Origin of the sequence: Pseudomonas fluorescens (assembly GCF_004683905.1) — a bacterium.
GTDB lineage: Bacteria > Pseudomonadota > Gammaproteobacteria > Pseudomonadales > Pseudomonadaceae > Aquipseudomonas > Aquipseudomonas putida_A.
Window position 1 is genome coordinate 4,371,492 of record NZ_CP038438.1, and the last position, 26,832, is coordinate 4,398,323.

General features: G+C 60.4%; 27 protein-coding genes. 2 read left to right on the forward strand and 25 right to left on the reverse strand.

Annotated features, from left to right (window positions below; genetic code table 11):
- Window positions 1-7 precede the first annotated feature (7 nt).
- From araG to E4T63_RS20185, 22 genes are all read right to left on the reverse strand, one after another.
- Window positions 8-1,552: an L-arabinose ABC transporter ATP-binding protein AraG gene (araG, locus tag E4T63_RS20075; protein ID WP_041069226.1), complete on the reverse strand. Its 1,545-nt coding sequence runs from the start codon at window positions 1,550-1,552 to the stop codon at window positions 8-10.
- A gap of 33 nt (window positions 1,553-1,585) precedes the next feature.
- On the reverse strand, window positions 1,586-2,590 hold the full coding sequence (locus E4T63_RS20080; protein ID WP_047295641.1) for a substrate-binding domain-containing protein: 1,005 nt from the start codon (window positions 2,588-2,590) through the stop codon (window positions 1,586-1,588).
- A 278-nt stretch (window positions 2,591-2,868) separates the two neighbouring features.
- Window positions 2,869-3,687 (reverse strand): SDR family oxidoreductase, encoded by an 819-nt coding sequence (locus tag E4T63_RS20090; RefSeq protein ID WP_098965012.1) that lies wholly within the window; start codon window positions 3,685-3,687, stop codon window positions 2,869-2,871.
- Between the two features lie 270 nt (window positions 3,688-3,957).
- Complete coding sequence (locus E4T63_RS20095; protein WP_135296330.1) at window positions 3,958-4,833, reverse strand: SMP-30/gluconolactonase/LRE family protein; 876 nt, start codon at window positions 4,831-4,833, stop codon at window positions 3,958-3,960.
- A gap of 132 nt (window positions 4,834-4,965) precedes the next feature.
- Complete coding sequence (locus tag E4T63_RS20100) at window positions 4,966-5,682, reverse strand: FadR/GntR family transcriptional regulator (protein ID WP_047598787.1); 717 nt, start codon at window positions 5,680-5,682, stop codon at window positions 4,966-4,968.
- Between the two features lie 192 nt (window positions 5,683-5,874).
- The gene (locus E4T63_RS20105; RefSeq protein WP_097088448.1) at window positions 5,875-6,435 is read right to left on the reverse strand and encodes a DUF1285 domain-containing protein; all 561 of its coding nucleotides are present in this window, start codon (window positions 6,433-6,435) and stop codon (window positions 5,875-5,877) included.
- 15 nt (window positions 6,436-6,450) lie between these two features.
- A complete protein-coding gene (locus E4T63_RS20110) occupies window positions 6,451-7,056 on the reverse strand; it encodes a DUF4823 domain-containing protein (protein WP_007967613.1) in 606 nt (201 codons plus the stop codon).
- A gap of 170 nt (window positions 7,057-7,226) precedes the next feature.
- Entirely contained in the window at window positions 7,227-8,195 is a 969-nt protein-coding gene (locus E4T63_RS20115) for a GTP 3',8-cyclase MoaA (RefSeq protein ID WP_098965014.1), read from the reverse strand.
- Window positions 8,196-8,332: 137 nt separating this feature from the next.
- Window positions 8,333-8,971: a TetR/AcrR family transcriptional regulator gene (locus E4T63_RS20120; RefSeq protein WP_007950805.1), complete on the reverse strand. Its 639-nt coding sequence runs from the start codon at window positions 8,969-8,971 to the stop codon at window positions 8,333-8,335.
- A 352-nt stretch (window positions 8,972-9,323) separates the two neighbouring features.
- The gene (locus E4T63_RS20125) at window positions 9,324-10,115 is read right to left on the reverse strand and encodes a TatD family hydrolase (protein ID WP_135296331.1); all 792 of its coding nucleotides are present in this window, start codon (window positions 10,113-10,115) and stop codon (window positions 9,324-9,326) included.
- A gap of 15 nt (window positions 10,116-10,130) precedes the next feature.
- Window positions 10,131-10,487: a PilZ domain-containing protein gene (locus E4T63_RS20130; protein WP_027612362.1), complete on the reverse strand. Its 357-nt coding sequence runs from the start codon at window positions 10,485-10,487 to the stop codon at window positions 10,131-10,133.
- Between the two features lie 42 nt (window positions 10,488-10,529).
- The gene (locus E4T63_RS20135) at window positions 10,530-11,513 is read right to left on the reverse strand and encodes a DNA polymerase III subunit delta' (RefSeq protein WP_098965017.1); all 984 of its coding nucleotides are present in this window, start codon (window positions 11,511-11,513) and stop codon (window positions 10,530-10,532) included.
- Window positions 11,506-12,138, reverse strand: a complete 633-nt coding sequence (gene tmk, locus E4T63_RS20140) for a dTMP kinase (RefSeq protein WP_135296332.1) — start codon at window positions 12,136-12,138, stop codon at window positions 11,506-11,508. The genes E4T63_RS20135 and tmk overlap by 8 nt, the downstream gene beginning before the upstream one ends.
- Window positions 12,139-12,157: 19 nt before the next feature.
- On the reverse strand, window positions 12,158-13,354 hold the full coding sequence (mltG, locus tag E4T63_RS20145) for an endolytic transglycosylase MltG (RefSeq protein WP_135296333.1): 1,197 nt from the start codon (window positions 13,352-13,354) through the stop codon (window positions 12,158-12,160).
- Between the two features lie 3 nt (window positions 13,355-13,357).
- Complete coding sequence (pabC, locus tag E4T63_RS20150) at window positions 13,358-14,173, reverse strand: aminodeoxychorismate lyase (protein WP_134787073.1); 816 nt, start codon at window positions 14,171-14,173, stop codon at window positions 13,358-13,360.
- Entirely contained in the window at window positions 14,173-15,417 is a 1,245-nt protein-coding gene (fabF, locus tag E4T63_RS20155; protein ID WP_003227039.1) for a beta-ketoacyl-ACP synthase II, read from the reverse strand. Before fabF ends, pabC begins: the two co-directional genes overlap by 1 nt.
- A 108-nt stretch (window positions 15,418-15,525) precedes the next feature.
- Window positions 15,526-15,762: an acyl carrier protein gene (gene acpP, locus E4T63_RS20160; RefSeq protein WP_003175607.1), complete on the reverse strand. Its 237-nt coding sequence runs from the start codon at window positions 15,760-15,762 to the stop codon at window positions 15,526-15,528.
- Between the two features lie 196 nt (window positions 15,763-15,958).
- Window positions 15,959-16,699, reverse strand: a complete 741-nt coding sequence (gene fabG, locus E4T63_RS20165; protein WP_027612356.1) for a 3-oxoacyl-ACP reductase FabG — start codon at window positions 16,697-16,699, stop codon at window positions 15,959-15,961.
- A gap of 16 nt (window positions 16,700-16,715) precedes the next feature.
- Window positions 16,716-17,654: an ACP S-malonyltransferase gene (fabD, locus tag E4T63_RS20170; protein WP_098965023.1), complete on the reverse strand. Its 939-nt coding sequence runs from the start codon at window positions 17,652-17,654 to the stop codon at window positions 16,716-16,718.
- 122 nt (window positions 17,655-17,776) lie between these two features.
- The gene (gene plsX / locus E4T63_RS20175; protein ID WP_080963300.1) at window positions 17,777-18,787 is read right to left on the reverse strand and encodes a phosphate acyltransferase PlsX; all 1,011 of its coding nucleotides are present in this window, start codon (window positions 18,785-18,787) and stop codon (window positions 17,777-17,779) included.
- A gap of 4 nt (window positions 18,788-18,791) precedes the next feature.
- On the reverse strand, window positions 18,792-18,974 hold the full coding sequence (rpmF, locus tag E4T63_RS20180) for a 50S ribosomal protein L32 (RefSeq protein ID WP_003179396.1): 183 nt from the start codon (window positions 18,972-18,974) through the stop codon (window positions 18,792-18,794).
- A gap of 13 nt (window positions 18,975-18,987) precedes the next feature.
- Entirely contained in the window at window positions 18,988-19,515 is a 528-nt protein-coding gene (locus E4T63_RS20185; protein WP_003204262.1) for a YceD family protein, read from the reverse strand.
- Between the two features lie 105 nt (window positions 19,516-19,620).
- Between E4T63_RS20185 and E4T63_RS20190 the strand changes: the two genes are divergently transcribed.
- Window positions 19,621-20,199: a Maf family protein gene (locus tag E4T63_RS20190; protein WP_096794880.1), complete on the forward strand. Its 579-nt coding sequence runs from the start codon at window positions 19,621-19,623 to the stop codon at window positions 20,197-20,199.
- Window positions 20,200-20,251: 52 nt separating this feature from the next.
- Here E4T63_RS20190 and sppA read toward each other — a convergent pair whose 3' ends face one another.
- Genes sppA through rluC form a run of 3 tightly spaced genes read right to left on the reverse strand, consistent with a single transcriptional unit; the run spans window position 20,252 to window position 22,877 of the window.
- Window positions 20,252-21,241 (reverse strand): signal peptide peptidase SppA, encoded by a 990-nt coding sequence (gene sppA / locus E4T63_RS20195; protein ID WP_027612352.1) that lies wholly within the window; start codon window positions 21,239-21,241, stop codon window positions 20,252-20,254.
- Window positions 21,242-21,265: 24 nt separating this feature from the next.
- On the reverse strand, window positions 21,266-21,928 hold the full coding sequence (locus E4T63_RS20200) for an HAD-IA family hydrolase (protein ID WP_027612351.1): 663 nt from the start codon (window positions 21,926-21,928) through the stop codon (window positions 21,266-21,268).
- Window positions 21,915-22,877 (reverse strand): 23S rRNA pseudouridine(955/2504/2580) synthase RluC, encoded by a 963-nt coding sequence (gene rluC / locus E4T63_RS20205; protein WP_007950779.1) that lies wholly within the window; start codon window positions 22,875-22,877, stop codon window positions 21,915-21,917. The genes E4T63_RS20200 and rluC overlap by 14 nt, the downstream gene beginning before the upstream one ends.
- A 699-nt stretch (window positions 22,878-23,576) precedes the next feature.
- On the opposite strand from rluC, the gene rne reads away from it, so the two are divergent.
- Window positions 23,577-26,813, forward strand: a complete 3,237-nt coding sequence (gene rne / locus E4T63_RS20210; protein ID WP_135296334.1) for a ribonuclease E — start codon at window positions 23,577-23,579, stop codon at window positions 26,811-26,813.
- The last annotated feature ends 19 nt before the right edge of the window (window positions 26,814-26,832 follow it).

Here is a 26,832-nt window from a genome sequence, read left to right on the forward strand (position 1 = left end):
TCACCTCTCAGTTCGCCACGCCGTCAGCGCGATGGCGCGGCAAAGCCAGTTGCAGCAGGTTGGATTCATTGGCCTGGTCGCGGCTGACTTCGCCGCGCAGCGCGCCTTCGCAGAGCACCAGAATGCGGTCGGAAATGCCCATCACCTCCATGAGGTCGCTGGACACCACGATCACCGAAATACCGTCGGCGGCCAGGTTATGGATGATCTGGTAGATCTCGGCCTTGGCGCCGATGTCGATGCCGCGAGTCGGCTCGTCGAGCAGCAGCACCTTCATCGGCATCGACAGCCAGCGGCCGAGAATCGCCTTCTGCTGATTGCCGCCGGACAGGAATTTGATCTGCTGACCGGCGTGCGGGGTTTTGACTTTCAGCGCCTTGATCTGCTTGTCGGCGTTGCCCTTCTCCCACAGCCCGCGCAGCAGGCAGCCGAGGCTGGCATTGGCACCGCGCGCGCTGATGTTGATGTTCTCGGCAACGCTGGCCAGCGGGATGATCCCCTCTTTTTTCCGGTCCTCGGGGCACAGCAGGATCCCGGCGGCAATCGCGTCGCGCGGCGAGCGCAACTTCAATTCATGCCCGCGCAGTTCGAGGCGTCCGGCGGTGTTGCGTTCAAGCCCGCTGAGCAAGCGGAACAGCTCGGTGCGCCCGGCCCCGACCAGGCCGAACAGCCCGAGAATCTCGCCCTTGTGCGCCTCGAAACTCACCGGCTCACGCAGCCCCGGGCCGAGCAAACCGTCGACCTTCAACGCCACCGCGCCGCGTGGACGGCTGCGGTAATCGTAGATGTCCTGAATGTCGCGGCCGACCATGCAGGTCACCAGTTGATCGTGGGTCAACTGGCTCATGTCATCGAAGGTGCGCACGTAACGGCCGTCCTTGAACACCGTCACCGCATCGCAAATGCGGAACACTTCTTCCATGCGATGCGAGACGTAGAGCACCACTTTGCCCTCATCGCGCAGGCGGCTGATGATCGCCATCAAACGGTCGATTTCGCGCGCCGAGAGGCTGCTGGTCGGCTCATCGAAGGCGATCACATGCGCGCCACGGGACAGCGCCTTGGCGATTTCCACCAATTGCCGCTGACCGAGCGACAGGCGCCCGACCTTGGTCTGCGGATCGATTTCATCGGCCAGGCCCTTGAGGCAGGCCAAGGCATTCTGGCGCAGCAGGCCGCGATTGATCAGGCCGAAACTGGCCGGCAGATGACCGAGAAACAGGTTCTCGGCCACGCTCATTTCCGGCACCAGATGCAGCTCCTGGTGAATCACCGCGACGCCGCTGCCGATGCTGTCGGCCGTCGACTTGAACGCCATGGTCTGCTCGCCGATCTGCAACTCGCCGCTGCTCGGAATGTAGGCGCCACCGAGGATTTTCAGCAGGGTCGATTTGCCAGCGCCGTTCTCGCCCATCAAGGCGTGCACCTGCCCTGGATGGGCGACGAAGCTGATGGCGTCCAGCGCCTTGACCCCGGGGAAGGTCTTGCCGATCCCGTTGAAGCGCAGGCTGCCGCCGGCGCTGCTTGCATGTGTCTGTACTTGCGCGTGCATCTGAGTCACCTCTTCACACCGATCGAGCAGCCATCAATTCCACAGGCCGATTTTTTCCAGCTCTTGCTTGAAGTTCTCACGGGTGATCAGGGTGACGTCGTCCATCGCTGTGTACTTCGGCGGTTCTTTGCCGGTGGTGACCCACTCGTACATCATCTCGGCAGTCTTGTAGCCTTCGATGTGCGGGCTAGGCAGCATCGAGCCGAAGAAACCGCTGTTGGGCTTTTTCAGCTCGCCGATGGCGTCGGTGCCGTTGATGCCGATGCCAATCACATTGGCCGCAGCGAACCCGGCGGCTTCGGTGGCGCGGACGCCGCCGAGTACGGTGTTGTCGTTCATGCCGCCAATGATCAGGTTCTTCGCCGCGCTGGGCAGCTTGACCAGCGCCGAGTTGGTGGCGTCCATGCTGCCCGGCACGTCGAGGGTTTTCAGCGCAGCGGTCAGGATGTGGTCTTTCGGCAGGCCGGCGTCTTCGAGCGCCTTCATCGAACCGTCGGTGCGCTTCTTGCCGGTGTCGAGTTCGTTGTAGGTGTTGACCACCGCGTAGGTGTCTTTCCAGTCCCAGTTGCGTTTCTTCGCCTCGGCGACCATCGCGTTGCCCTGCTTCTGGCCGACTTCGAACGCGGCCATGCCGAGGTACGGCACGTCCTCCATGAACTTGCCGCTGGCGTCGACGAAACGATCGTCCACGGCAATCACTTTCAGGTCATTGAGTTTGGCTTTGGCCATGATCGCCGGGCCGAGCGAGACGTCCGGCGGGCAGATCACGAAGCCTTTGGCACCGTTGGCGGCGAGGCTATCGATGGCCGAGAGGGTTTTCTCGCCGTCCGGCACGGCGATCTTGATCAGTTCGAAGCCTTTATCCTTGGCGGCTTTTTCAGCAAAAGCCCACTCGGTCTGGAACCATGGCTCTTCAGCCTGTTTGACCAGGAAACCGATTTTCACGGCATCGGCAGCGAGCAGCGTACTGCTCAGACTGAACGCGGTGACCGCCAGGGCGGCACTGCACAGGGTACGAATCCCGAAACGACGTTTCATAAGCTGACTCCTTGTTATTTTTTTTGAGCAAATTAAACAGCTTGTGGCGAGGGAGCTTGCTCCCGCTGGGCTGCGAAGCGGCCCTAAAACCGGTTACCTCGGTCAATCAAACACACCGCGCAGCCCGAATTTACGACTGCTGCGCAGCCGAGCGGGAGCAAGCTCCCTCGCCACAGGTGTGGTGGCGTGACACGTACTGCTGCAAAGCCTGTTGAAAATAGTCATATCGTATGATGATTGGATTTCACGCGGAGTTCACCGCCTGAAACACGATCCACTCAGTCGTGGTACATCACCGAGCGCCCACCATCGATGGTGATGCAAGAGGCGTTGATGAACGGCGCTTCATCACTGGCCAGAAACACGGCGGTCATCGCCACTTCGAGCGGCTGGCCGATGCGTTTCGGCGGGTGCAGATCGAATGCTCGCTGACGCTCGGCGCGCGGATCGGCGAAACCGTTCCAGTAATCGACGTTGAGTTGCGTCTCGATGTACCCCGGGGCGATGGCGTTGACCCGAACGCCCTTCGCCGCATATTCGATGCCCAGCGCCCGGGTCAGCCCAAGCAGGCCGTGCTTGGCCACCGGATACGGGAAGCAGCCGGGAATGATGTGGCTGGAATGGGTCGAGGCGATGTTGATGATGCTGCCGACACCCTGCTCGATCATCTGCGGCAGCACGGCTTTGCAACCGTACCAGGCGCCGTCCAGATCGATGGCGAAGCAACGACGCCAGTCTTCTTCGGTCATTTGCAGCGGGTCGCGGAACACGTTGACCCCGGCGCAGTTGACCAGCACGTCGATGCGCCCGTGCAGCTCGATGGCCCGTCTGGCCATGGCATGCAGGTCTTGCTGGCGCGAGACGTCAGCCTTGATCGCCTGCACGTCGTAGCCCTTGTCGCGCCACTGAGCGGCAACCTTCTCGACCTTCTCTGCCTGAATATCGCTGATCACCAGTCTGGCCTGCTGCGAGGCGAACGCGGCAACGATGGCTTCGCCGATGCCTTGAGCGGCACCGGTCAGCAGCACCACTTTGTTTTTCAAACGCTCACCCTTCGGCGGCGCGGGCACCGGCGGCAAGGAAAGAGGTTCAGCCATGGATCAGGACTCCTGTTCGTCAGCACAAAAAAACCGGGCATCTGTCGATGTCCGGTCTGGAAGACTGTGAAAACGAAACAGGCAGGCGCGGCGAGCGACGCCGGGCCGTTGCGAGACGCGGACTCCGCTGAGGAGTGCGATAGAGGTTCGCTGCATCACTTCACCTGTTTTGTTCTTTTTAAGTGTGAGTGCGTGTTACTGCTGGAGCCGACTATAAACCCGACTGCCAAATAATCTCAATATATAATTTTGCATCCCATATTTTGGGATTCAGCCTGCAAACCGCGTGCAGAGTTTGCCCGGCACATCGACCCTCATCGACAGGACTGCGCCATCCAGTGGATGGTTGCGCGGACTCTGGGCGCTGGTGATGTACAGGGTTTTCAGGTCTTCGCCGCCGAATACGCAACTGGTTGGCCGGCTGACAGGCAGATCGATTTTGCGGTCGACCTTGCCGTCCGGCGTAAGGCGCAGCAGGCAGCTGCCGTCCCAACGGGCGTTCCAGACATAGCCCTCGGCGTCGACTGCCGATCCGTCCGGGCCACCATTCTGGTCAGGGCCATACCAGATCTCGGCGTTATCCAGATTGCCGTCGGTGTGAATGAAATAGCGATTGAGCGCCCCGTCGAGGCTGTCGCCGAACAGCAGCGTGGTGCCGTCGTCGCTCCACAGCAGCGTGTTGGGAATGCCGAGACCCAGCAGCAATGGCGTGACACGCTGGTCGGGGTCAATGCGGAATAAGCCACCGGAACGACGCTCGATCGGCAGGTCTTCGCCGTTGTCACCGATGTTGTTCTGCATGGTGCCGAGCCACAGTCGGCCTTGGGCGTCGCAGCGTGCTTCGTTGGGCCGATTGCCGGGTTGCGGGTCGGCGATGCAGAACAAAGTCAGGCGTGGTTCGAGGCCCGGGGAATCGAGATCCAGACGATAGACGCCGCTGCTCAGGGTCACCAGCGCATCGCCGCTGGCACAGGGGATGAACGCGGAAACGTGCTCGGGCATCTGCCAGATCTGCACGTTGTTGCCGATCAGCCGCAGCGCCTGCTTGCCAGCGATATCGACCCAGTACAGCGCCTGGGTCGGGGCGTCCCAGAATGGCCCTTCACCGAGCCTGGCGCGGTGTTGGGTTACGGCGGTCAACGGCATATTGAATCCTTCATGTTGTTGTTCTAACTGTAGGAGTGAGCCTGCTCGCGATAGCGGTGGGTCAGTGACGACGATTGTGACTGACCCACCGCTATCGCGAGCAGGCTCACTCCTACAGGGGGATTTGTGTTCTCAGCTGGCTTTTTTGTCGGCCATCACCTGCGGGTAAAAGCGTTTGATCGCCAGGTCGGCGTTGTCGATCAAGGTCATGCAGGCCCAGACCCCGCGCGCTGAGTCACGGGCAGCAATGGCATCGGCCATGTCTTTGTGGATCGGCAATGTGCGCCGTAGTTCATCGGGGTCGGCAGCGGAGACTTCAAACGACACGGCGAGCAAGGCGCCGAGGGCCGGGACCATTTGCTCGATGAACTGGTTGTGGCTGGCGGCCAGAATGCATTCGTGGAAGGCCTGGTCGGCACGGTTGTAATCAATGCCGCTGTCGACCGCCCGTTCCAGCGCGTTGTAGGCCAGTTGCACCGCGTGAATCTGCTCCAGGCTGGCGCGCTCGCAGGCCCAGCGCACGGCCATCGGTTCGATGGTGCGGCGCAGGTCGAGCAGGTCATCAACAAAGTTTTCCGGCAGGCCGTTGCGTGAGAGCCAGCCGACGACTTGCGGATCGAACAGGTTCCAGCGCCGTACCGGTAACACGCGAGTGCCAACCTTAGGCCCGACTTCGAGCATGCCTTTGGCGACGAGGGTCTTGATCGCTTCGCGAATCACCGTGCGGCTGACACCTAACTGCTCGCCCAGATCCGCCTCGACCTTGATCGCCTGCCCCGGTTTGACCTGGCCAGCGGCAATCCAACTGCCCAGCCAATCGACCGTTGACGCATGAAAGCTGCTGGACATGGAGACCTCAAAGCAGTTGGCGATGGGTGTCCACGCTAATGATCATATGATTGGGTGTCAAATCAGATTTTCAGGTTGTCCATCAATCAATGTGGGAGGGGGCTTGCTCCCGAAGGCAGTGCAGCAGTCAATACATAGGGTGACTGTCACACCGCCTTCGGGAGCAAGCCCCCTCCCACATTTGATTCATTGTCAGGGCTCGAGGCCGATCCGGAAAAACTCGCCGCCACTCCATACGCCCAACCAGCGCTGCCCATCGATCTCACGACTGACCGCCAGTTCCACCAGTTGGTAAAACACATTGCGGTGAATCAACGCTTCGAGGTTGGTGCGCACGTGCACGTAAGGCGCGGGTTCCTGAGTCACCGGGTCGATCTCGACGCGGATCGGATGTTCCGGCCCGGCCTCAGCAGTCTCTTCAACGTTGGTAGTGAAACGCAAGACCTGCGCTTCGCCCTCGCCTTCGGCTTCCACGGCAATCGCCACGAACGGCGCATCGTCGACTTTGATCCCGACCTTCTCGACCGGGGTAATCAGGAAATAATCATCGCCGTCGCGGCGGATGATGGTGGAGAACAGCTTGACCATCGGCTTGCGCCCGATCGGCGTACCCAGGTAATACCAGGTGCCGTCGCGGGCGATGCGCATATCGATGTCGCCGCAGAAGTCCGGGTTCCACAAGTGCACCGGCGGCAGGCCTTTGGTTTTGGGGATCTGTCCCAACAGGTCATTGGCTTTTTGCGGTCCACTCATGGCGTACTCCTTGGTTTATTGGTCGCCGACTCCCAGCAGGCTGCGCGCGTATTGCGCCAGCGGCGGGCCGATCAGGTCTTCCGGCTTGTTATCGTGGAACGTCAGTAAACCGCCACGACTCTTGATGCGTGCAGTATCAATCAAATACTGGGTGCTGGTCTCGATCAACATGATCTGAATCACCCCGCCATCGATGCCGAGGCGATCCACGGCTTCCTGATCGAGCCATTCGTCAGAGTTGCCGATACGGTCGTCAGCCTTGGCGAAACGGGTGTACAGCAGGTAGTGGGCGCCGGCATCGCGGGCTTCGCCCATCGCTTGATCGAGGCCTTCCGGGGCACGGGCGCGGCGGACCATCGGGAAGTATTCGACAAAACCCTTGAACGCTTCTTCGGCCACCACGTTCGGGCGCGGATAGGAGCCACCCGGCGGTGCAAATGCGCCCTGAGCGATGTAGATGAACGAATCCGGCTGAATGCGGAAGTTGTTCACCCGACGGCTGTCGCTGTGATCCAGCAGCCCCGCGTCGCTCATCTGATAGCGAGTGCCTTCGGCCATATCGCTGACAGTCATACAGCCGCCAAGCGCCAAAACGGCCAGCAGCAAAACCAGGCTACGCATCCTCATCCTCCAGAAGCCGGTGACGGAAAACCGGCGAATGGCCGTTGGATGCAGCTTTTGCGCCAGCTCAGGAAATTCGTTGATTGTAAGATCGTATTCGCGAGCAAGCTCGCTCCCACAGGAGAATGCATTCGAAATGTGGGAGCGAGCTTGCTCGCGAAAGCGGTTGTTCAGCCGCCGATAATCTTCATGACGGTCGCACCACCGGAGAACGCCACTTCCTGCTTGTCGCCCAGCGCCTTGACCAGAAGACGCTGCAGCGCCGGCAATGCCTGATGACGCGGCTTGTCGAGCAGATCACCGACATAGTGGCGGTTGCTCGACGACAGGCAGCCATGCAGCCAACCGGTCGACGACAGACGCAAGCGCGAACAGGTTCGGCAGAACGGCACGCTTTCGTTGGCGATCACGCCGAAATGGCCGCGGCCCGGGATCGCATAGCGCACGGCCGTGGCATCCACCGGCGCATCGGCCTGGGCGTACTCGTAGCGCTCGCCGATCAGGCTCAGCAGTTGCTGCAGGCTGACGAACTGTTGCAGGAAGGCGTTGGAGTCGGTGGCGAGGTGGCCCATGCGCATCAACTCGATGAAACGCAATTCATAGCCCCGTTCCAGGCAGTAATCGAGCAGCGGCATCACCTGATCCAGGTTCTGCCCACGCAACGGCACCATGTTGACCTTGATCTTCAGTCCCGCCGCTTTCGCTTGGTCCATGCCATCGAGCACGGTCGCCAGATCGCCGCCACGGGCAATGCTGCGGAACGCGCCGGCATCCAGGGTATCGAGGGATACGTTGATCCGGCGCAGACCGGCATCCACCAGTAGCGGAAGTTTTTTCGCCAGGAGTTGACCGTTGGTGGTCAGGCTGATGTCTTCCAGCCCCATCTTGCCGACAGCGCTCATGAAAGATTCGAGTTTGGGGCTGACCAGCGGCTCGCCACCGGTGATGCGCAAGCGCTCGATGCCGGCGGCTTCGATCAGATAAGCCACGCCGCGGGCCATGGCCTCGGCCGACAGTTCATCCTGCGCAGCCACCAGCCGCTTGCCGTTGGGCACGCAGTAGGTACAGGCGTAATTGCAGGCTGAAGTCAGGCTGATGCGCAAATTGCGAAAACGCCTGCCTTGACGGTCAACGATCATGATCACTCCGGCGATAGAATTTCGAGCCGCTAAAACTTGACTCACAAATCAAGTTTTAGCAAGCCCTATGCCTGAGTATATTCCTGCGGTACTGCGTCATGTAGCGAAATCATGGCGCAATAAGGCCGCTGAATGATTCAGCTGCTCGGTGTTTCCGGGTCGCGCTTGCGCTTGTTGCCCATGCGCACGCCGATGTCCATCAGGAACTGGAAGAAACCTTCCTGATCTTCCAGCACATTGCTCCAGAACGGCGAGTGATACAGCGCCACCGCGCCGTGCACCAGCGCCCAGGACGCGCAGTAGTGGAAATACGGCGGCACGTCTTCGAGCTTGCCTTCGCTGATCCGGCCCTTGATGAGCAGGGTCAGGCGTTCGAAGTTCGAGGCACGGATCTTGTGCAGCTCCTCGACCATTTCCGGCACCTGATTGCCTTTTACCACCTTCTCTTCGAGACGGTCGAACAGGCGGTAGCGCTGCGGGTCGCGCATGCGGAATTCGAAGTAGGCACGGGACAGCGCTTCCTTGTCCTTGTCGACATCGGCCGAATGCAGCAGCTCGTTCAAATCACGCTCGTAATCGAGCATCAGGCGCAGATAGATCTCGGCCTTGGATTTGAAATGCTTGTAGATCGTGCCTTTGCCGATACCCACGGCATCAGCAATCATCTCGACGGTGACGCTGTCTTCACCTTGTTCGAGGAACAGCTTGAGCGCGGTATCGAGAATTTCTTGCTCGCGGCGACGAAACTCACGGACCTTACGAGGTTCTTTGTGCATAAGAAAAGGTCTGTAGGGGTCAAAATTCGAAGCCGCGTATTATGCCTAACTTGCACAAAAATGCACGGATCATCCGACCATATCTGCGTTTCTTGTTCATTTTGCGAACGCCAGGGGTGCAATGAGAACTCAACTGAAGCGCACGTATTCCAAATTTGTTTAAAAACCCCGACCGGCTAACTGGACTGAACGCCAGACTGATCAATACTTGAACTGTCGGGCGGCATCTCCCCCAAGTGCCGTGCCGGTAAAGGTACCAAGGGACCGCGTGCCTTTGTTTTACTCCTAATGGTCTTAACCCGGATTCACCCCCCAGAACCCGGGTTTTTTTTGCCTGCGATTTGGCGATGACCTACATGGCAGATTTGACAGAGGCCAGCGGAAACAGGCGCTTGAAGTTCTCGGTGGTCTGCTCGGCAAACCGCTCGTAGCTCTCCCCACGCAGCATCGCCAGAAACTCAGCCACCTCACGCACGTACTGCGGCAGATTCGGTTTGCCACGATAAGGGATCGGCGCCAGATACGGCGAGTCGGTCTCCACCAGCAAGCGATCGGCCGGCACCTTGCTCGCCACGTCGCGTAGGGCGTCGGCGTTGCGGAAGGTGACGATGCCCGACAGGGAAATGTAATAGCCCATGTCCAGCGCGGCTTTGGCCATGTCCCAGTCTTCGGTGAAGCAATGCAGCACACCGGCCTGGAGCAACGCCGCTTCACGCAGTAGCTCGAGGGTATCGGCGCGGGCGCCACGGGTGTGGATGATCACCGGTTTGCCGGTCTGCTGTGCGGCTTGCAGATGCAGGCGGAAAGATTCCTGCTGCAGCTCGGCGGCTTCCGGTTCGTAGTGATAATCCAGACCGGTTTCACCGATCGCCACCACTTTCGGGTGATTGAGCTCGTGCAGCAGCCAGTCCAGCGCCGGCGCCGCGCCCGGTTGCACATCCAATGGGTGCACACCAACCGAGCAATCGACGTCGTCGTAGCGCTCGGCGAGGGCTTTGACGTCGGAGGCGTTATCGGCACTCACGCCGATACACAGGAAGTGCCCTACCCCGCGCTGGCGAGCCGCATCGAGTGCAGCATCCAGCGAACCGTCATGGGCGGCGAGGTCGAGGCGATCAAGGTGACAATGGGAATCTACGAGCATAAAAAAGACGGCTACTTACATCGTATGAGTGGGACGGTCGGATTTCAGTGCTCCGGCCAGATGGGTTTCGATGCGACTGCGGGCGGTGTTGTCGCCTTCATTGAATTGCACGCCGACGCCGGCTGCGCGGTTACCCTGAGCGCCTTTGGGGGTGATCCAGGCGACCTTGCCGGCCACCGGAATCTTCTCCGCCTCGTCCATCAAGTTCAGCAGCATGAACACCTCGTCGCCCAACTTGTAACTCTTGTTGGTCGGGATGAACAGGCCACCGTTCTTGATGAACGGCATGTAGGCGGCGTAAAGCACCGATTTGTCCTTGATGGTCAGGGACAGGATGCCGTTGCGCGGCCCGGGGCTGATGGCTTCATTCATGTTGACCTCCACTGCTGATGTTCAGAGTCTAGGTACACATTCTTATCTTTGACCAGGCAATCCCGCCCATTGCACCAACAACGCTTCCAGCAGCAGTGCCGGGTTGAGGTTGGCTTTGCTCAGGACTTTCTGCCGCTGGGCGAGAATCCAGTCCTGTATATCGAGGACTTTGCCTTGGGCGCTTTTTTGCGCCAGGTACTGCACGACTTTGCGCATATCGGTCAGACCGAGACCGGCTTCATCCTGGGTCAGTTGGTAGCGCAGGATCAGGCTCGACCAGTCGCAGAACCAGTCGAACAGGCGCAGCATCGGAATGCTTTTCCACTCTTCGGCCAGTTGCGTCGGCGATTGCTGCTGCTTGAGCAGCTTCTTCACCCCTTCGACCACCTGTGCCCGCTGTTCACGCACGCCCTGGGATTGCAGGCTGACTGCCGCCAACGGCGAACCAGCCGCTAGCGTCAGCAATTCGACGCGTTCCTCTTCGGAACACTCCGGCAGCGCTTGCGCCAGCCACTGCAGGCTCATGGCCTCGCCCGGCAGCGGACATGCCTGCTGCACGCAGCGGCTCTTGATTGTCGGCAGCAAACGGCTCGGCTGGTGGCTGACCAGCAACAACACGGTATCGCCGGACGGCTCTTCGAGGCTCTTGAGCAAGGCGTTGGCGGCGTTGATGTTCATCGACTCCACCGGCTCGATCAGCACCACCTTGCGCCCGCCCAGTTGTGCAGTCTGCACCACGAAACTGACTAGATCGCGGACCTGGTCGACCTTGATCGCCTTGTCGGCTTCTTCCGGCTCAAGGATGTAATTGTCCGGATGGCTGCCGGCCTTGAGCAACAGGCAGGATTTGCACTCACCGCACGCTTCCGGCGTAGGACGCTGACAGAGCAGGCTGGCCATCAGGCGCTCGGCCAACGCGCGCTTGCCGATCCCGGCCGGGCCGTGCAGCAAGTACGCGTGGGCGTGCTGGCTACGTCCGGCCAGTTGCTGCCAGAGGCTGTCCTGCCATGGATAGGCCTCAGCCACGAATCAGCTCCAGCAAGTTCGGTATCAGGGTATCCAGCGCTTGCTGAACCTTGACCAATGACTGACCGGCATCGATGCGCACATAGCGCGCCGGATCAGCCTCGGCGCGTTGCAGAAACGCATTGCGTACCGCTTCGAAAAACGCCCGTCCTTCCAGTTCAAATCGATCCAGACGACCACGGGCAGTGGCGCGGGCCAGGCCGATTTCCACCGGCAGATCGAAAATCAGCGTCAGATCCGGACGCAGGTCGCCCTGAACGAACGTCTCCAGCGCAGCAATGCGTTCCATTGACAAACCACGACCGCCGCCCTGATAGGCGTAAGTCGAGTCGGTGAAACGATCGCACAGCACCACCGCGCCGCGAGCCAGCGCCGGACGGATCACTTCGGCCAGATGCTGGGCGCGCGCGGCGAACACCAGCAACAGCTCGGTATCGGGGTTCATGACTTCATCGGCCGGGGCCAGCAGCACATCGCGAATGCGCTCGGCGAGTGGCGTACCCCCGGGTTCGCGGGTCAGCACTACTTCGACACCTTCGGCGCGCAGGCGCTCGGCGAGGTATTCGCGGTTGGTGCTCTTGCCGGCGCCTTCCGGGCCTTCCAGGGTAATAAACAAGCCAGTCACAGGCAGTCCTTAATCAAAGTCATTGCGCGTTCTGCGGTGCGGTCGTCGCGGGTTCGGCAGCAGGAGCCGGCGTCGGCGCGGGTTCCTGAGCGGGAACCTGTGGCAGCGCTTCAGGCGCGGTATCAGGAGATGCCGCAGGAGTCGCCTCCTCGGTCGCAGTAGCCGGAGCGGTCGGCGTATTTGCCGGGGCCGGGCTGGAGCGGTAATCGGCGCGGCGCTTGAGCTGGAACTCGCGCACCGCGCTGTTGTGCGCATCCAGATCATCGGAGAACACATGGCTACCATCGCCACGGGCGACAAAATACAGACTGTTACCTTCCACCGGATTGAGCGCGGCATGAATCGCCTCGCGACCGACCATGGCAATCGGCGTCGGCGGCAATCCGGGAATCACATAGGTGTTGTAGGGCGTCGGCTCCTTGAGATGAGCACGGGTCAACTTGCCGGTGTAGCGATCGCCCAGGCCGTAGATCACGGTCGGGTCGGTCTGCAACTGCATGCCCAGCGCCATGCGACGCACGAACACGCCGGCAATCTGCCCACGCTCCTGCGGCACACCGGTTTCCTTCTCTACCAGCGAGGCCATGATCAGCGCCTGATATGGCTCGCTGTACGGCGCATCAGCGGAGCGGTTCTCCCACTCCTTGGCCAACACCTCGTCGAGGCGGTCGAAGGCTTTCTTCAGCAATTCGACGTCGGAAACACCGCGCACAAAGCGGTAGGTATCCGGGAAGAATCGCCCTTCCGGGAACAGCCCGCGATGGCCGATTTTCTCCATCACTTCGCTGTCGCTCAAGCCCTTGAGGGTCTGCTCGATCTTTTCGTCTTTTGCCAGCGCGGCACGGACCTGGTGGAAATTCCAGCCCTCGACCAGCGTCAGGCTGTACTGCACCACTTCGCCACGCTTCCACAAGTCGATCAGACCGTTGACAGTCATGCCCGGCTGCATGCGATATTCGCCGGTATGGATCGGTGTGCCGGCCAGATTGAAGCGCCAGTAGATGCGCAACCAGAAGGCGTCCTTGATGACCCCATCGGTTTCAAGTTCAAGAAAGGTACGGGTCGGCGTCGAGCCCTTCGGCACATCCAGCAGTTCTTCCTGCGTGATATTCAGGGGCTGTTCCAGCGCCGAATGAATTTTCCAGGCGCTGGCGCCCATCAGCAGCCCTGCCAGAACCAGTCCGGTTTCCAGCAGCAGCAAGAGTTTACGTCTCACGAATCAGGCATCCAGTAGCGCACGGGCAATGGTTTGCAGTTTACGGGTGAGCGGGCCAACCGGCCAGCTCAGTGCAGCGTAGGCCCGTACCGGCCAGACGCCATACACGCTGTTGCAGATAAAGACTTCATCAGCCCATTGCAGCTGTTCGAGGCTGATGTCGGTGATTTGGATGGGGATGGCCAATGACTCGGCCTGAAACAATATTTCAGCACGCATCACACCGGCCACGCCACAGCGCTTCAGATCCGGGGTGATCAGTACGCCGTCGCGCACCAGAAACAGGTTGCTGAACACGCCTTCGATGACGCGCCCGGCCTGATCGAGCATCAAGCCTTCGGCGTGTTCGCTGTCGCGCCATTCGGCACGGGCGAGCACTTGCTCCAGACGATTCAGATGCTTGAGACCGGCCAGCAACGGCTGGTTGGATAACCGCGTGACGCAGGGAAACAGGCGCACGCCCTGCTCGCCATGCACGGCAGGATAAGCCGCAGGCGGATTGCCTTGCAGAATGCGTCGACCCTGTGCCGCAGGATCGGGTGCGTAGCCACGCAAGCCGTCACCACGGGTGAGAATGAGCTTGAGCACGCCCTCGCCCATTGCCGCGGCATAAGCCAGTAGCTCGCTGCGAACCCGCTCGATATCCGCGGCGATGGCCAGACGCGAGCAGCCCTCGGCCAAACGCGTCAGGTGACGATCCAGCAATACCGGCTGGCCGCCGTGCACGGCAATGGTCTCGAACAGACCATCACCGTAAGCCAGGCCGCGATCTTTCAGCGACAGAGCGTCAGCCGGTTGACCGTCGACCCAGCTGTCCATCAACCGGCGAACCGGCGGAATGCCAACGTGCCGTTGGTGCCGCCAAACCCGAAGGAGTTGGACAGTACGACGTCGATGTCCATGTTGCGCGCAGTGTGCGGCACGAAATCGAGATCGCAGCCTTCATCCGGCTCATCGAGGTTGATGGTCGGCGGTGCCACCTGGCTGTTGATCGCCAGCACACTGAAGATCGCCTCGACCGCGCCCGCCGCACCCAGCAGGTGACCGGTCATGGACTTGGTGGAGCTGACCGCCAGGTTGTAGGCGTGATCACCGAACACGGTCTTGATCGCGTTGGCTTCGGCAAGGTCGCCGGCCGGGGTCGAAGTACCGTGGGCGTTGATGTACTGCACCTGGTCGATGTTGATCTTCGCATCGCGCAGCGCATTGGTGATGCAGCGCGCTGCACCAGCGCCATCAGCGGGTGGCGACGTCATGTGGAACGCATCGCCACTGGTGCCGAAGCCGATCAGCTCGGCGTAGATCGTGGCGCCACGGGCCTTGGCGTGCTCGAGTTCTTCGAGTACCAGCGCACCGGCACCGTCAGACAGCACGAAGCCATCACGGCCCTTGTCCCATGGACGACTGGCGCGAGTCGGCTCGTCGTTGCGGGTCGACAGCGCACGGGACGCGCCGAAGCCGCCCATGCCCAGACCGCACGCGGCCATCTCGGCACCACCGGCGATCATTACGTCGGCTTCGTCGTACATGATGTTGCGCGCGGCCATGCCAATGCAGTGCGTACCGGTGGTACAGGCAGTGGAAATGGCGTAGTTCGGCCCCTGTGCACCCAGGTGGATGGACAGAAAACCGGAAATCATATTGATGATCGAGCCTGGCACGAAGAATGGCGAAATTCGACGCGGGCCCGTCTCATGCAGGGTACGGCTGGTTTCTTCGATGTTGGTCAGACCGCCGATGCCCGAGCCCATGGCCACGCCAATGCGCTCACGGTTGGCGTCGGTGACTTCCAGACCGGCGTTGCGAACAGCCTGAAAACCCGCGGCCAGACCGTACTGAATGAACAGGTCGAGCTTGCGTGCTTCCTTGACCGACAGGTATTCCTCGACATTGAAGCCCTTTACCGAGCCGCCAAAACGGGTGGAATAGGCAGAAAGGTCGGTGTGTTCGATCAGACCAATGCCACTGCGGCCAGCCAGAATGCCCTGCCAACTGCTCGGCACATCCGTGCCCAGTGGCGACAACATACCCATACCGGTGACTACGACGCGTCTACGCGACACAGCACTCTCCTTTTTCAAATGACGACTTTGCATCAGGCCTAAAGAAAAAACCGCACGCCATGATGGCAGTGCGGTTTTTCCATGACAGCAGACAACGATTACAAACTATTACGCCTGGTGGCTAGTAACGTAGTCGATTGCAGCTTGTACAGTAGTGATCTTCTCAGCTTCTTCGTCAGGGATTTCGGTCTCGAATTCCTCTTCCAGAGCCATCACCAGCTCAACGGTGTCAAGGGAGTCGGCACCCAGGTCTTCAACGAAGGAAGCAGTGTTGACCACTTCTTCTTCTTTAACGCCCAGTTGCTCGGCAACGATTTTCTTGACGCGCTCTTCGATGGTGCTCATACCTTGTTTTCACTCCTAATGGACAAATTCAGGCAGCTGGCCAGTGGGTAAGTGTATAGAAAGGCTTTTCAGCTTTTCAACTGAAAGCTTCACTCCTCAAACCCTGCGGCCCTCTGCCTATAAATAGATTGCAGCTTTATAACGGATTTTAGACAGCTCGTATGACATTTTTTTGAAGCAATCCGTCACATTTTACTTACATGTACATCCCACCGTTCACCGGGATTGTAGCCCCAGTGACGTATGCCGCACCGTCGGATGCAAGAAAAGCGACCACCGAGGCGATCTCTTGAGCTTGTCCCAGACGGCCCAGCGGAATCTGCGTCTGCAAGGCTTCACGCTGTGCTTCCGGCAGTTCGCGGGTCATATCGGTGTCGATGAACCCTGGGGTTACCGAGTTGACCGTAATCGAACGCGAACCGACTTCACGCGCCATCGCACGGCTGAAACCTTCCAGACCGGCCTTGGCGGCTGCATAGTTTACTTGGCCTGCGTTGCCCATGGCACCCACCACCGAGCCAATACTGATAATTCGGCCCCAGCGCGCCTTGGTCATGCCACGCAAAACGCCCTTGGACAGGCGATACAGACTGTTCAGGTTGGTATCGATCACGTCGTACCATTCATCGTCTTTCATGCGCATCATCAGGTTATCGCGGGTGATGCCGGCATTATTGACCAGAATCGCCGGCGCGCCGAACTGCTCCTGAATGCTCGCGATCACGGCGGCAACGGATTCGTCGCTGGTGACGTTCAGCTCCAGGCCGGTACCTTGAATGCCGTGCTCCTTGAGCGTGGCAGCGATCGCCTCGGCACCCTTTGCGGAGGTCGCGGTGCCAACGACGATGGCGCCCTGACGACCCAGTTCCAGTGCGATAGCCTGGCCGATACCGCGGCTTGCACCGGTGACCAGTGCAACTTTACCTTGCAGACTCATGCAAGTTTCTCCTGATTCAGGCCTGCGCTGCACGGGCGGCAACGAAAGCGTCTGGGGTGTTGAGATTGGAGGTCGAAACGCCTTCGGCGCAACGTTTGTTCAGACCGGCCAGCACTTTGCCCGGGCCGCATTCGATCAGATTGGTCGCGCCTTTGGCAGCCAGGGTCTGAACCGATTCAACCCAACGAACGGGCTTGTACAGCTGTTCAAGCAGATCACGCTTGAGGGTTTCCAGATCGGCCGGCACTTGCGCGCTGACGTTCTGTACGACCGGGATCTGCGGCGCCTGCCAGTCGATGGCGGCGATGGATTCGGCAAAGCGCTCGGCAGCCGGACGCATCAGTTCGCAATGCGACGGCACGCTCACCGGCAACGGCATGGCACGCTTGGCGCCACGGGCCTTGCAGCCCTCGATGGCACGCTCAACCGCAGCCTTGGCGCCGGCAATCACTACCTGACCCGGCGAGTTGAAGTTCACCGCGCTGACCACTTCGCCCTGCGCCGCTTCGGCACAGGCTGCCAGCACGTCGGCATCTTCCAGACCGAGAATGGCCGCCATGCCGCCCTGCCCGGCCGGAACGGCTTCCTGCATCAGCTGGCCACGGCGCTCGACGAGCTTCACCGCGTCAGCCAGGCTCAGGCTGCCGGCAGCAACCAGTGCGCTGTATTCACCCAGGCTGTGACCGGCAACAAATGCCGGACGCGCGCCACCTTCAGCCAGCCACAGACGCCACAGGGCGATCGAAGCGGTCAGAATGGCCGGTTGGGTTTTGTCGGTTTGATTGAGCAGCTCTTCCGGGCCCTGCTGGGTCAGTGCCCACAGGTCATAGCCCAGAGCAGCGGAGGCTTCTTTGAAGGTTTCGAGGATCAACGGATATTCCGCGCCCAGCTCGGCCAGCATGCCGAGGGACTGCGAACCCTGTCCTGGAAAGACGAATGCGAGGGAAGCAGACATGTAACAAGCCCCTAATGATCTTGTCGTCGAAAATGACGCCCCACTGGGGGACGCAAGAAACTGACAGTTGGATGGCCCTTTGAACCGGGCGGTCACATTTAAGCATTGTCCGACGAAAACGCCTAAGACAACAGATCCTCCAAACGACCGTGGAGGCGTTCGGGCAGGTTCTCCTGAATCTCGATCAGCGCGCGCTGAATTGCACTCTGAAAACCCTGAACCCCGGCCGAACCGTGACTTTTCACCACGATACCCTGCAAGCCGAGGAAGCTTGCGCCGTTATGTCGCGCCGGTGCGAGATCCGCCTGCAGGCGCTTCATCAATGGCAGGGCCAAAGCACCTACCACGCGGGAAGCAAAGTTTTTCCTGAACAAGGCCTCGATGCGCGCAGCGATCATCGTCGCCAGGCCCTCGCTGGACTTGAGCAGGATATTGCCGACAAACCCGTCGCAGACCACCACATCTGCCTCGCCGCGATAAAGACCATCGCCCTCGACAAAACCGATGTAGTTAATGCCGCGCGCCGCCTGCAACAAGGTCGCCGCCAGCTTGACCTGCTGATTGCCCTTGATGTCCTCGGTGCCGATATTCAGCAACGCGACACGCGGCCGGGCGATGCCCAGCGTCTGCGCCGCCACCGAGCCCATTACCGCGAACTGCAATAGATGCTCGGCGCTGCAATCGACGTTGGCGCCCAGGTCGAGCAACTGGCAATAACCCTTCTGCGTCGGAATCGCCGCCACCATCGCCGGCCGATCAATCCCCGGCAAGGTCTTGAGCACAAATCGCGACAGCGCCATCAACGCCCCGGTATTGCCGGCACTGACACAGGCCTGAGCCTTGCCATCACGCACCAGTTCAAGGGCGACACGCATCGACGAGTCCGGCTTGCCACGCAAGGCCTGGGTCGGCTTTTCGTCCATGGTGATGACTTCAGACGCCGGGACAATCGTCAGGCGCGCGCGATCGGCAGCCGATTGGCCGTTGATCAGTTCTTCAAGTAGGGAGGGTTGACCGACGAGGGTCAGGTGCAGCGAGGGCGTAGCAGAAAGGCAAGCAAGGCTGGCCTGAACAATGCTGCGGGGACCGAAGTCCCCGCCCATTGCGTCAATCGCGATGACTTGAGCGGACAAGTGATTACTCGTCAGCGCCCTTGTCGATCACTTTACGGCCACGGTATACGCCTTCTGGCGATACGTGGTGACGCAGGTGAACTTCACCAGTGGTTTTTTCTACAGACAGGGTGCTAGCCTCGAGAGCGTCGTGCGAACGGCGCATGTCACGGGCAGAGCGGGATTTTTTGTTCTGCTGAACAGCCATAATTGATTAACTCCTAAACGTTTGGGTCACGCTTTAACTGCGCCAATACACTGAACGGGTTGGACCGCGTTACCTCGTCCTCGCTCGGTTCGGGTTCATCTGCTCCCGCCGGCTGCTGGCATTCTTCCGGATGATGAGCAGGCACAATGGGCAAGGCGAGCAGAAGCTCCTCCTCGATCAGTGACTGCAGATCCAATGGATCTTCGCCCAGTTCCAGCACGTCATAACCTTTCGGTAACGACTGGGTATTCGCACCCTCCTTCACTACAGCGTAACTGCATTCGCTGTGGATCGGCAGGGTGACCAGCTCAAGACAACGCTGGCAAACCATTTTGACTTCGGTGTCGATAAAGCTGTGGATCACCACAGATTTACGTTCATCTCGTTCAAAAACGAATTTGGCCTGCACCGTACCGACATCGTCGGAAAGCGGGTCGCAGAGTCTCTTCAAATCGGCCAGCAGCAGTTCACCTTGAAGGGTGGTGCCACGGTCAGCCAATTTGCGCGGGTCAACGTGAGGTGGAATCGGGTCATTCAACATAGGCGCAGCATTATAGGGATGCACCCACCCATGTCAAAGGAAATTGTGCCCTGTCCGTCACTTGCGTGCCTCCGCTAGAATTCGCACCTGCCTCAGGAGACGCCAATGCTGCCTTTATTACTCGCCTCAAGCTCGACTTATCGCCGGGAATTACTCGCCCGCCTGCACCTGCCGTTCGTCTGCAGCTCGCCGGATATCGACGAAAGCCACCAGCCGGGCGAATCCGCCATCGAACTGGTCAAGCGCCTCGCCGAACAGAAAGCCCGCGCACTCGCCGCGAGCCATCCCGCTCATCTGATTATTGGCTCGGACCAGGTCGCAGTGCTCGGTGATCGGATCATCGGCAAGCCACACACCTTCGACAAGGCTCGCGAGCAACTACTCGCCGCCAGCGGCGCCAGCGTGACCTTCCTCACCGGCCTGGCCCTGCTCAACAGCCAGACAGGCCACTGCCAGGTCGACTGCGTGCCATTTACCGTGCACATGCGTCAGCTCGACGAGGCGCGAATTGAACGCTACCTGCGCCTGGAGCAGCCCTACGACTGCGCCGGCAGCTTCAAGGCCGAAGGTTTGGGCGTGAGCCTGTTCCAATCCACCGAAGGGCCTGACGCCACCAGCCTCATCGGCCTGCCGCTGATTCGCCTGATCGACATGCTGCTGGCCGAGGGCGTGCAAATCCCTTAACGCACAAAAAACCGGCCATTGAGGCCGGCTTCTTTTCAACACTGCACCAGGCTTAACGCAACGAAGGCCCGTGGAACCCCATCCACATCGCCAACTGCTCAGCCACGCTGGCACCGAGCTTCTTCGAGAAGCGGTCGAACGGCGATTCCTGCACAGTGAAATCCACCAGCTCTTTCTCGCCGATCACATCCCGCGCCACGGAACTGGCATTGCCCAGGCCATCGATCAAGCCCAATGGCAGCGCCTGCTCGCCGGACCAGACCAGCCCGGAGAACAGTTCCGGATGCTCCTTGTCCTTCAGGCGATCGCCACGACCCTGTTTGACACTGTTGATGAACTGCTTGTGCGTGGTATCCAGCACGGTCTGCCAGAATGCGGTTTCGTCAGGCTTCTGCGGCTGGAACGGATCCAGAAACGATTTGTGCTCGCCCGAGGTATAAGTGCGACGCTCGACGCCGAGCTTGTCCATGGTGCCGACAAACCCATAACCGGCCGCCGTTACACCAATGGAGCCGACCAGACTGGCCTTGTCGGCATAGATCTGATCCGCAGCACTGGCGATGTAATAGGCACCGGACGCACCGAGATCGGAAATCACCGCGTACACCTTGGTATCCGGGTGCAGACCGCGCAGACGCTTGATCTCGTCATACACATAACCCGACTGCACCGGACTGCCGCCAGGACTGTTGATCCGCAGGATCACACCCTTGACCTTCTTGTCCTCGAAGGCCGCACGCAGGCTGCCGACGATGTTGTCAGCGCTCGCAGGCTCCTTGTCGGCAATCATGCCGGTGACATCGATCAGCGCGGTGTAGTTCGGGCCACGGGTGGCGCTCTTTTCCATGTCCATCAGCGGCGTGAACAGGATCAGCGCGACAAACAGATAAACAAACGTCAGCAGCTTGAAGAAAATCCCCCAACGCCGCGAGCGACGCTGCTCCTGCACACTGGCCAGCAAAGTCTTTTCCAGCAGCTTCCAGCTTTTCTCGTCACCGTCGTCGGCACTTGCCTTGGCCGGTGCTTTCCATTCGTCGGTCATGCGCTGTACCCCAGCAAAAACGTATTAAGCCTGCTGCCCCAGCCAGGCGTGCAATTCACTAAAACGGTCGATCGACAGGCGCGGTTCGAACTGCTGCAGCGACTCGATCGACTGCGCGCCGTAGCTGACCGCCACCGACGCCATGCCCGCATTACGCGCCATCAGCAGATCGAAGGACGAATCGCCGACCATCAGCGCCTGCTCGGGCCGCACGCGACAATGCGCGAGAATCTGCTCGAGCATCAGCGGATGCGGCTTGCTCGCAGTCTCGTCGGCGGCGCGGGTGATATCGAAATAATCTTCCCAGCCATTGGCCTTGAGCACCCGATCCAGTCCACGACGATTCTTGCCGGTCGCGACCGCCAGGTGGTAGCCCTGCTCGCGAAACGACGCCATCGACTCCACTACGCCTTCGAACAGCGGCGAAGGCACGGCTTCTGCCGCGATGTAGTGGTCGGCGTAATACTCGCGAAACAGTGTCATCTCGGCATCGCTGATGTCCGGGTACAAGGTGCGGATCGCCTCGGGCAAGCCCAGACCGATGATGCCCTTGACGGCAAAATCATCACGCAACTCGAAACCGGAACGCGCGGACGCAGAATGCATCGCTTCGACAATCCGACCAATGGAATCAGCGAGGGTGCCGTCCCAATCGAAAATCAGCAGTTTGTAATCAGATGGGCGCACTCAATCGCTCCACGGTCTTGGCCCACATTTCATCCACTGGCGCCTGCAACTTGAGCTCGCCGCCATCGGGCAGCGGCACGGTCAGCATGTAGGCGTGCAGGAACAGACGCTTGCCGCCCAGATCACGGATCTCCTTGCTGAAACCGTCATCGCCGTACTTGGTGTCGCCGGCAATGCAGTGCCCGGCGTGCAACGTATGGACGCGGATCTGATGCGTGCGACCGGTGATCGGCTTGGCTTCGATCAGAGTGGCAAAGTCGCCGAAACGACGCAGGACCTTGAACACGGTCACCGACTCCTTGCCCTCCTCCTCGTCGACCTCGACCATGCGCTCGCCGGAGCGCAGATTGCTCTTGCCCAGCGCCGCACGGACTTGTTTGATCGAGGTCGCCCAATTGCCGCGAACCAGCGCCATGTAACGCTTGTCGACACCGTCACCGCGCAAGGCGGCGTGCAAGTGGCGCAACATGCTGCGCTTCTTGGCGATCATCAGCAGGCCGGAAGTGTCACGGTCGAGACGGTGAACCAGCTCCAGTTCCTTGGCATCGGGGCGCAACTGACGAAAGGCTTCGATCACCCCGTAATTCAAGCCGCTGCCGCCGTGAACCGCAATGCCGGCGGGCTTGTTGATCACGATCAGGGCTTTGTCTTCGTAGACAATCGAGGCTTCCAGGCGCTGTAACAGGCCTTGAGCCAATGGCACCGGTTCGTCGCGCTCAGGCACGCGAACCGGCGGCACGCGCACGATATCGCCGGCCTGCAGCTTGTATTCGGGCTTGATCCGCCCCTTGTTCACGCGCACTTCGCCTTTACGCAAAATGCGGTAAATCAAGGTCTTGGGCACGCCTTTGAGCCGGGCAAGGAGGAAATTGTCGATTCGTTGGCCGGCATACTCCGGCGAGACTTCAAGCAGTTGAACGCCTGGAGTCGAAGGGGCAGTAGTTGTCATGCCGCGGATGATAACAATTTTTATGGAATTGAAGCACTTAATCATTGCTGCTATAGTCGCGAACGCCGCCAAAAGCGGCCTGGACAGCGGAACCACGGTCAAAAACCGGCCCTGACCAACGCAATTCACCAGGACGCGAGGCCGTCCTACGGGGCTTTCGCTACGTAACGGTGGAGTTTGCAGTTGTAACAAGCGCAGGTGACATGAGGCCTGAATTACACCGTCGAGCAGAGTTTTCACTCGCCTGACAGGCAAATATTCGAGGCCAGTTCACAAAGTGCAGTCAGCTGCAGATGACCCCGAGCGAAGGCTTCGGAAACATCGCCTGAATTAGCCATGATGCGTGACCTCCCCTTTCGGAGCTCACGGTAAATGCCAACCCGCTGCGGATTCTGCGCGCGGCAGCACCCGAATTATCAGGGATACGTGTAGGGTGGAGATGCACAACCGCCGGACTGTGTAGCAATAGGCTTTATCAAGACGCTTCATCTCGTCCACAGCCGCTGGTTGATTCCTCCTCCTGACTGAGTGCTTAAGTAGCCACAGCAAGCAGGACGCGTACGTCGCGATATCGGCCCAATTGGCCTGACATCGCTGGACACGGGAATGGCCAACCACTCCCGACGCACCTGACACCGACCGTGAGAAGTCGTGTGTGCCGAACGCCGTTTCCGGCAGCCCGGAAACCGACGGTACTACATGAAAAGAATGCTGATTAACGCAACTCAACCCGAAGAGTTGCGTGTTGCACTGGTAGATGGCCAACGCCTCTACGACCTGGACATCGAATCCGGTGCACGCGAGCAGAAGAAGGCCAACATCTACAAAGGCCGTATCACTCGCATCGAACCAAGCCTTGAGGCTGCCTTTGTCGATTTCGGCTCCGAGCGCCACGGCTTCCTGCCCCTCAAAGAAATCTCCCGCGAATACTTCAAGAAAGCCCCTGAAGGCCGCGTCAACATCAAGGACGTCCTGAGCGAAGGCCAGGAAGTCATCGTTCAGGTCGAAAAAGAAGAACGTGGCAACAAGGGCGCCGCCCTGACCACCTTCATCAGCCTGGCCGGTCGTTACCTCGTGCTGATGCCGAACAACCCGCGTGCCGGCGGCATCTCCCGTCGCATCGAAGGCGAAGAGCGCAACGAACTGCGTGAAGCGCTGAACGGTCTGGTTGCTCCAGCCGACATGGGTCTGATCGTGCGCACTGCCGGCCTGGGCCGCAGCAGCGAAGAAATGCAGTGGGACCTCGACTACCTGCTGCAACTGTGGACTGCCATCAAAGAAGCCTCGCTGGATCGCTCCGCGCCATTCCTGATCTATCAGGAAAGCAACGTGATCATCCGCGCCATCCGCGATTACCTGCGCCAGGACATCGGCGAAGTGCTGATCGACAGCGTTGAAGCCCAGGACGAAGCCCTGACCTTCATCCGCCAGGTGATGCCGCAGTACGCCAGCAAGATCAAGCTGTACGAAGACAGCGTTCCGCTGTTCAACCGTTTCCAGATCGAAAGCCAGATCGAGACCGCTTTCCAGCGCGTCGTCGAACTGCCTTCCGGCGGCTCCATCGTCATCGATCCGACCGAAGCCCTGGTGTCCATCGACATCAACTCGGCGCGCGCCACCAAAGGCAGCGACATCGAAGAAACCGCGCTGCAGACCAACCTTGAAGCCGCCGAAGAAATCGCCCGTCAGTTGCGCCTGCGCGACATCGGCGGCCTGATCGTCATCGACTTCATCGACATGACCCCTGCCAAGAACCAGCGCGCCGTGGAAGAGAAAGTCCGCGAATGCCTGGAAGCCGACCGCGCTCGCGTGCAGATCGGCCGCATCTCGCGCTTCGGCCTGCTGGAAATGTCCCGTCAGCGCCTGCGTCCATCGCTGGGCGAAAGCAGCGGCATCGTCTGCCCGCGCTGCAACGGCACCGGCATCATCCGTGACGTCGAATCGCTGTCGCTGGCGATCCTGCGCCTGATCGAAGAAGAAGCCCTGAAAGACCGCACTGCCGAAGTGCGCGCCCAGGTGCCGATCCCGGTCGCCGCGTTCCTGCTCAACGAAAAACGCAACTCGATCACCAAGATCGAACTGCGCACCCGTGCCCGTATCGTCATTCTGCCGAACGATCACCTCGAAACCCCGCACTTCGAAGTTCAGCGTCTGCGTGACGACAGCCCGGAAGCTGCGACCAACCAGTCCAGCTACGAAATCGCTGCTGCCGCTGCCGAAGTCGAAGAAGTCCAGCCAGCCGCTGCGACCCGCACCCTGGTTCGCCAGGAAGCTGCGGTCAAGACTGCGCCGGCCCGTGCCAATGCGCCGGTGCCGACCGAAGTCGCCGCGCCTGCCGCTGCTGCACCGGCTCCGGTTGCCGCGCCAGAGCCAAGCCTGTTCAAGGGCCTGGTGAAATCGCTGGTCAGCCTGTTCGCGACCAAAGAAGAGCCAGCCGCTCCGGTCGTCGTTGAAAAACCGGCCACCGAGCGTCCGGCCCGCAACGAAGAGCGTCGCAACGGTCGTCAGCAGAGCCGCAACCGTAACGGTCGCCGTGATGAAGAGCGCAAGCCGCGCGAAGAACGTGCACCGCGTGAAGAACGCGCCCCACGCGAGCCGCGTGAAGAGCGTCAGCCACGTGAAGCCCGTGAAGTCCGCGAGCCGCGTGAAGCCCGCAGCGAAGCACCGGCCGCCCGCGAAGAACGCGCACCCCGCGCTCCGCGTGAAGAACGTGCACCACGTGCGCCGCGCGAAGATCGCAAGCCACGTGGCGAGCGTGAAGAGCGTGTACGTGAACTGCGCGAGCCACTGGACGCCGCTCCGGCTGCACCCGTAGCAGCTGCCGCTGCCGCTGTGGTCGCAGAAGAGCGTCCGGCCCGTCAGCCTCGCGAAGAGCGCGCTCCACGCCCACCGCGTGAAGAGCGTCAACCGCGTGCCGAGCAGGCTGCTGCCGTTGCTGAAGAAGAAGTGAACAGCAACGAAGAGCAACTGCCGGAAGACGGTCAGGACAACGCCGAAGGCGATCGTCCACGTCGTCGCTCCCGTGGTCAGCGTCGTCGCAGCAACCGTCGCGAGCGTCAGCGTGATGCCAACGGCAACGTGATCGAAGGTTCGGAAGAGTCCGAGTCCGGCGAAAACGCTGAACCAGCACCAAGCGCTGCCGATCTGGCTGCCGGCCTGGCCGTCACTGCCGCTGTTGCCAGCAGCGTGATCAGCGCTCCGGCCGAAGCACAGGCTCACGAGCAAGCCGAACGCGCTACCGCCGCTGTTCAGGAAACCGCTCCAGTGGAAGCGCCGGTCGTTGAGGCCACCACCCCAGTGGAAGTGGTTGCTGCTCCGGAAGTCGAAGTGGCACCGGTTCAAGAAACACTGCCTCAGGTTGAAGCTGCTGCAGAACCTGCTATTGAAGCGCCAGTTGTGGCTGCTGAGCCGGTTGCTGAAACCGTCGCTGAAACCGTGACCGAAACCGTGCGTGAAGTTCGTGAAGAACAGACCGCGTTCAACTGGGTTGCCGAGCCTGCCGTCGCTGAAACTCCAGCGCCAGTCGTTGAAGCCCCAGTGGTTGAAGAAGCCAAGGCTGCCGCGCCAGTGGTCGAAGCCGCTGAACCTGCTCCAGCGCCAGTGGTTGAAGCACCGGTGGTCGAAGCGCCAGTGGCTGCCGAAGCCCCTGCTCCAGTAGTTGAAGCCGCTCCGGTCAGCGCCCTGACGCCAAACGGCCGTGCGCCAAACGACCCACGTGAAGTGCGTCGCCGCAAGCGTGAAGCCGAGCGTCTGCAGAAGGAAGCCGAACTGGCTGCCGCTGCTGCTCCGGCGGCTGAAGTGGTCGAGGTTGCTACCGTGACTGAAGAAGCGGTGGTTGAATCGGTGATCGCCGAAGCACCACGCTCCGTTCAGGACGCGGTCGAGCATCACCAAGCGGCCGAGGAAAAAGAACACGAGCCTAAACCGCTCGTCTGATTCCGCAAGCCAATAAAAA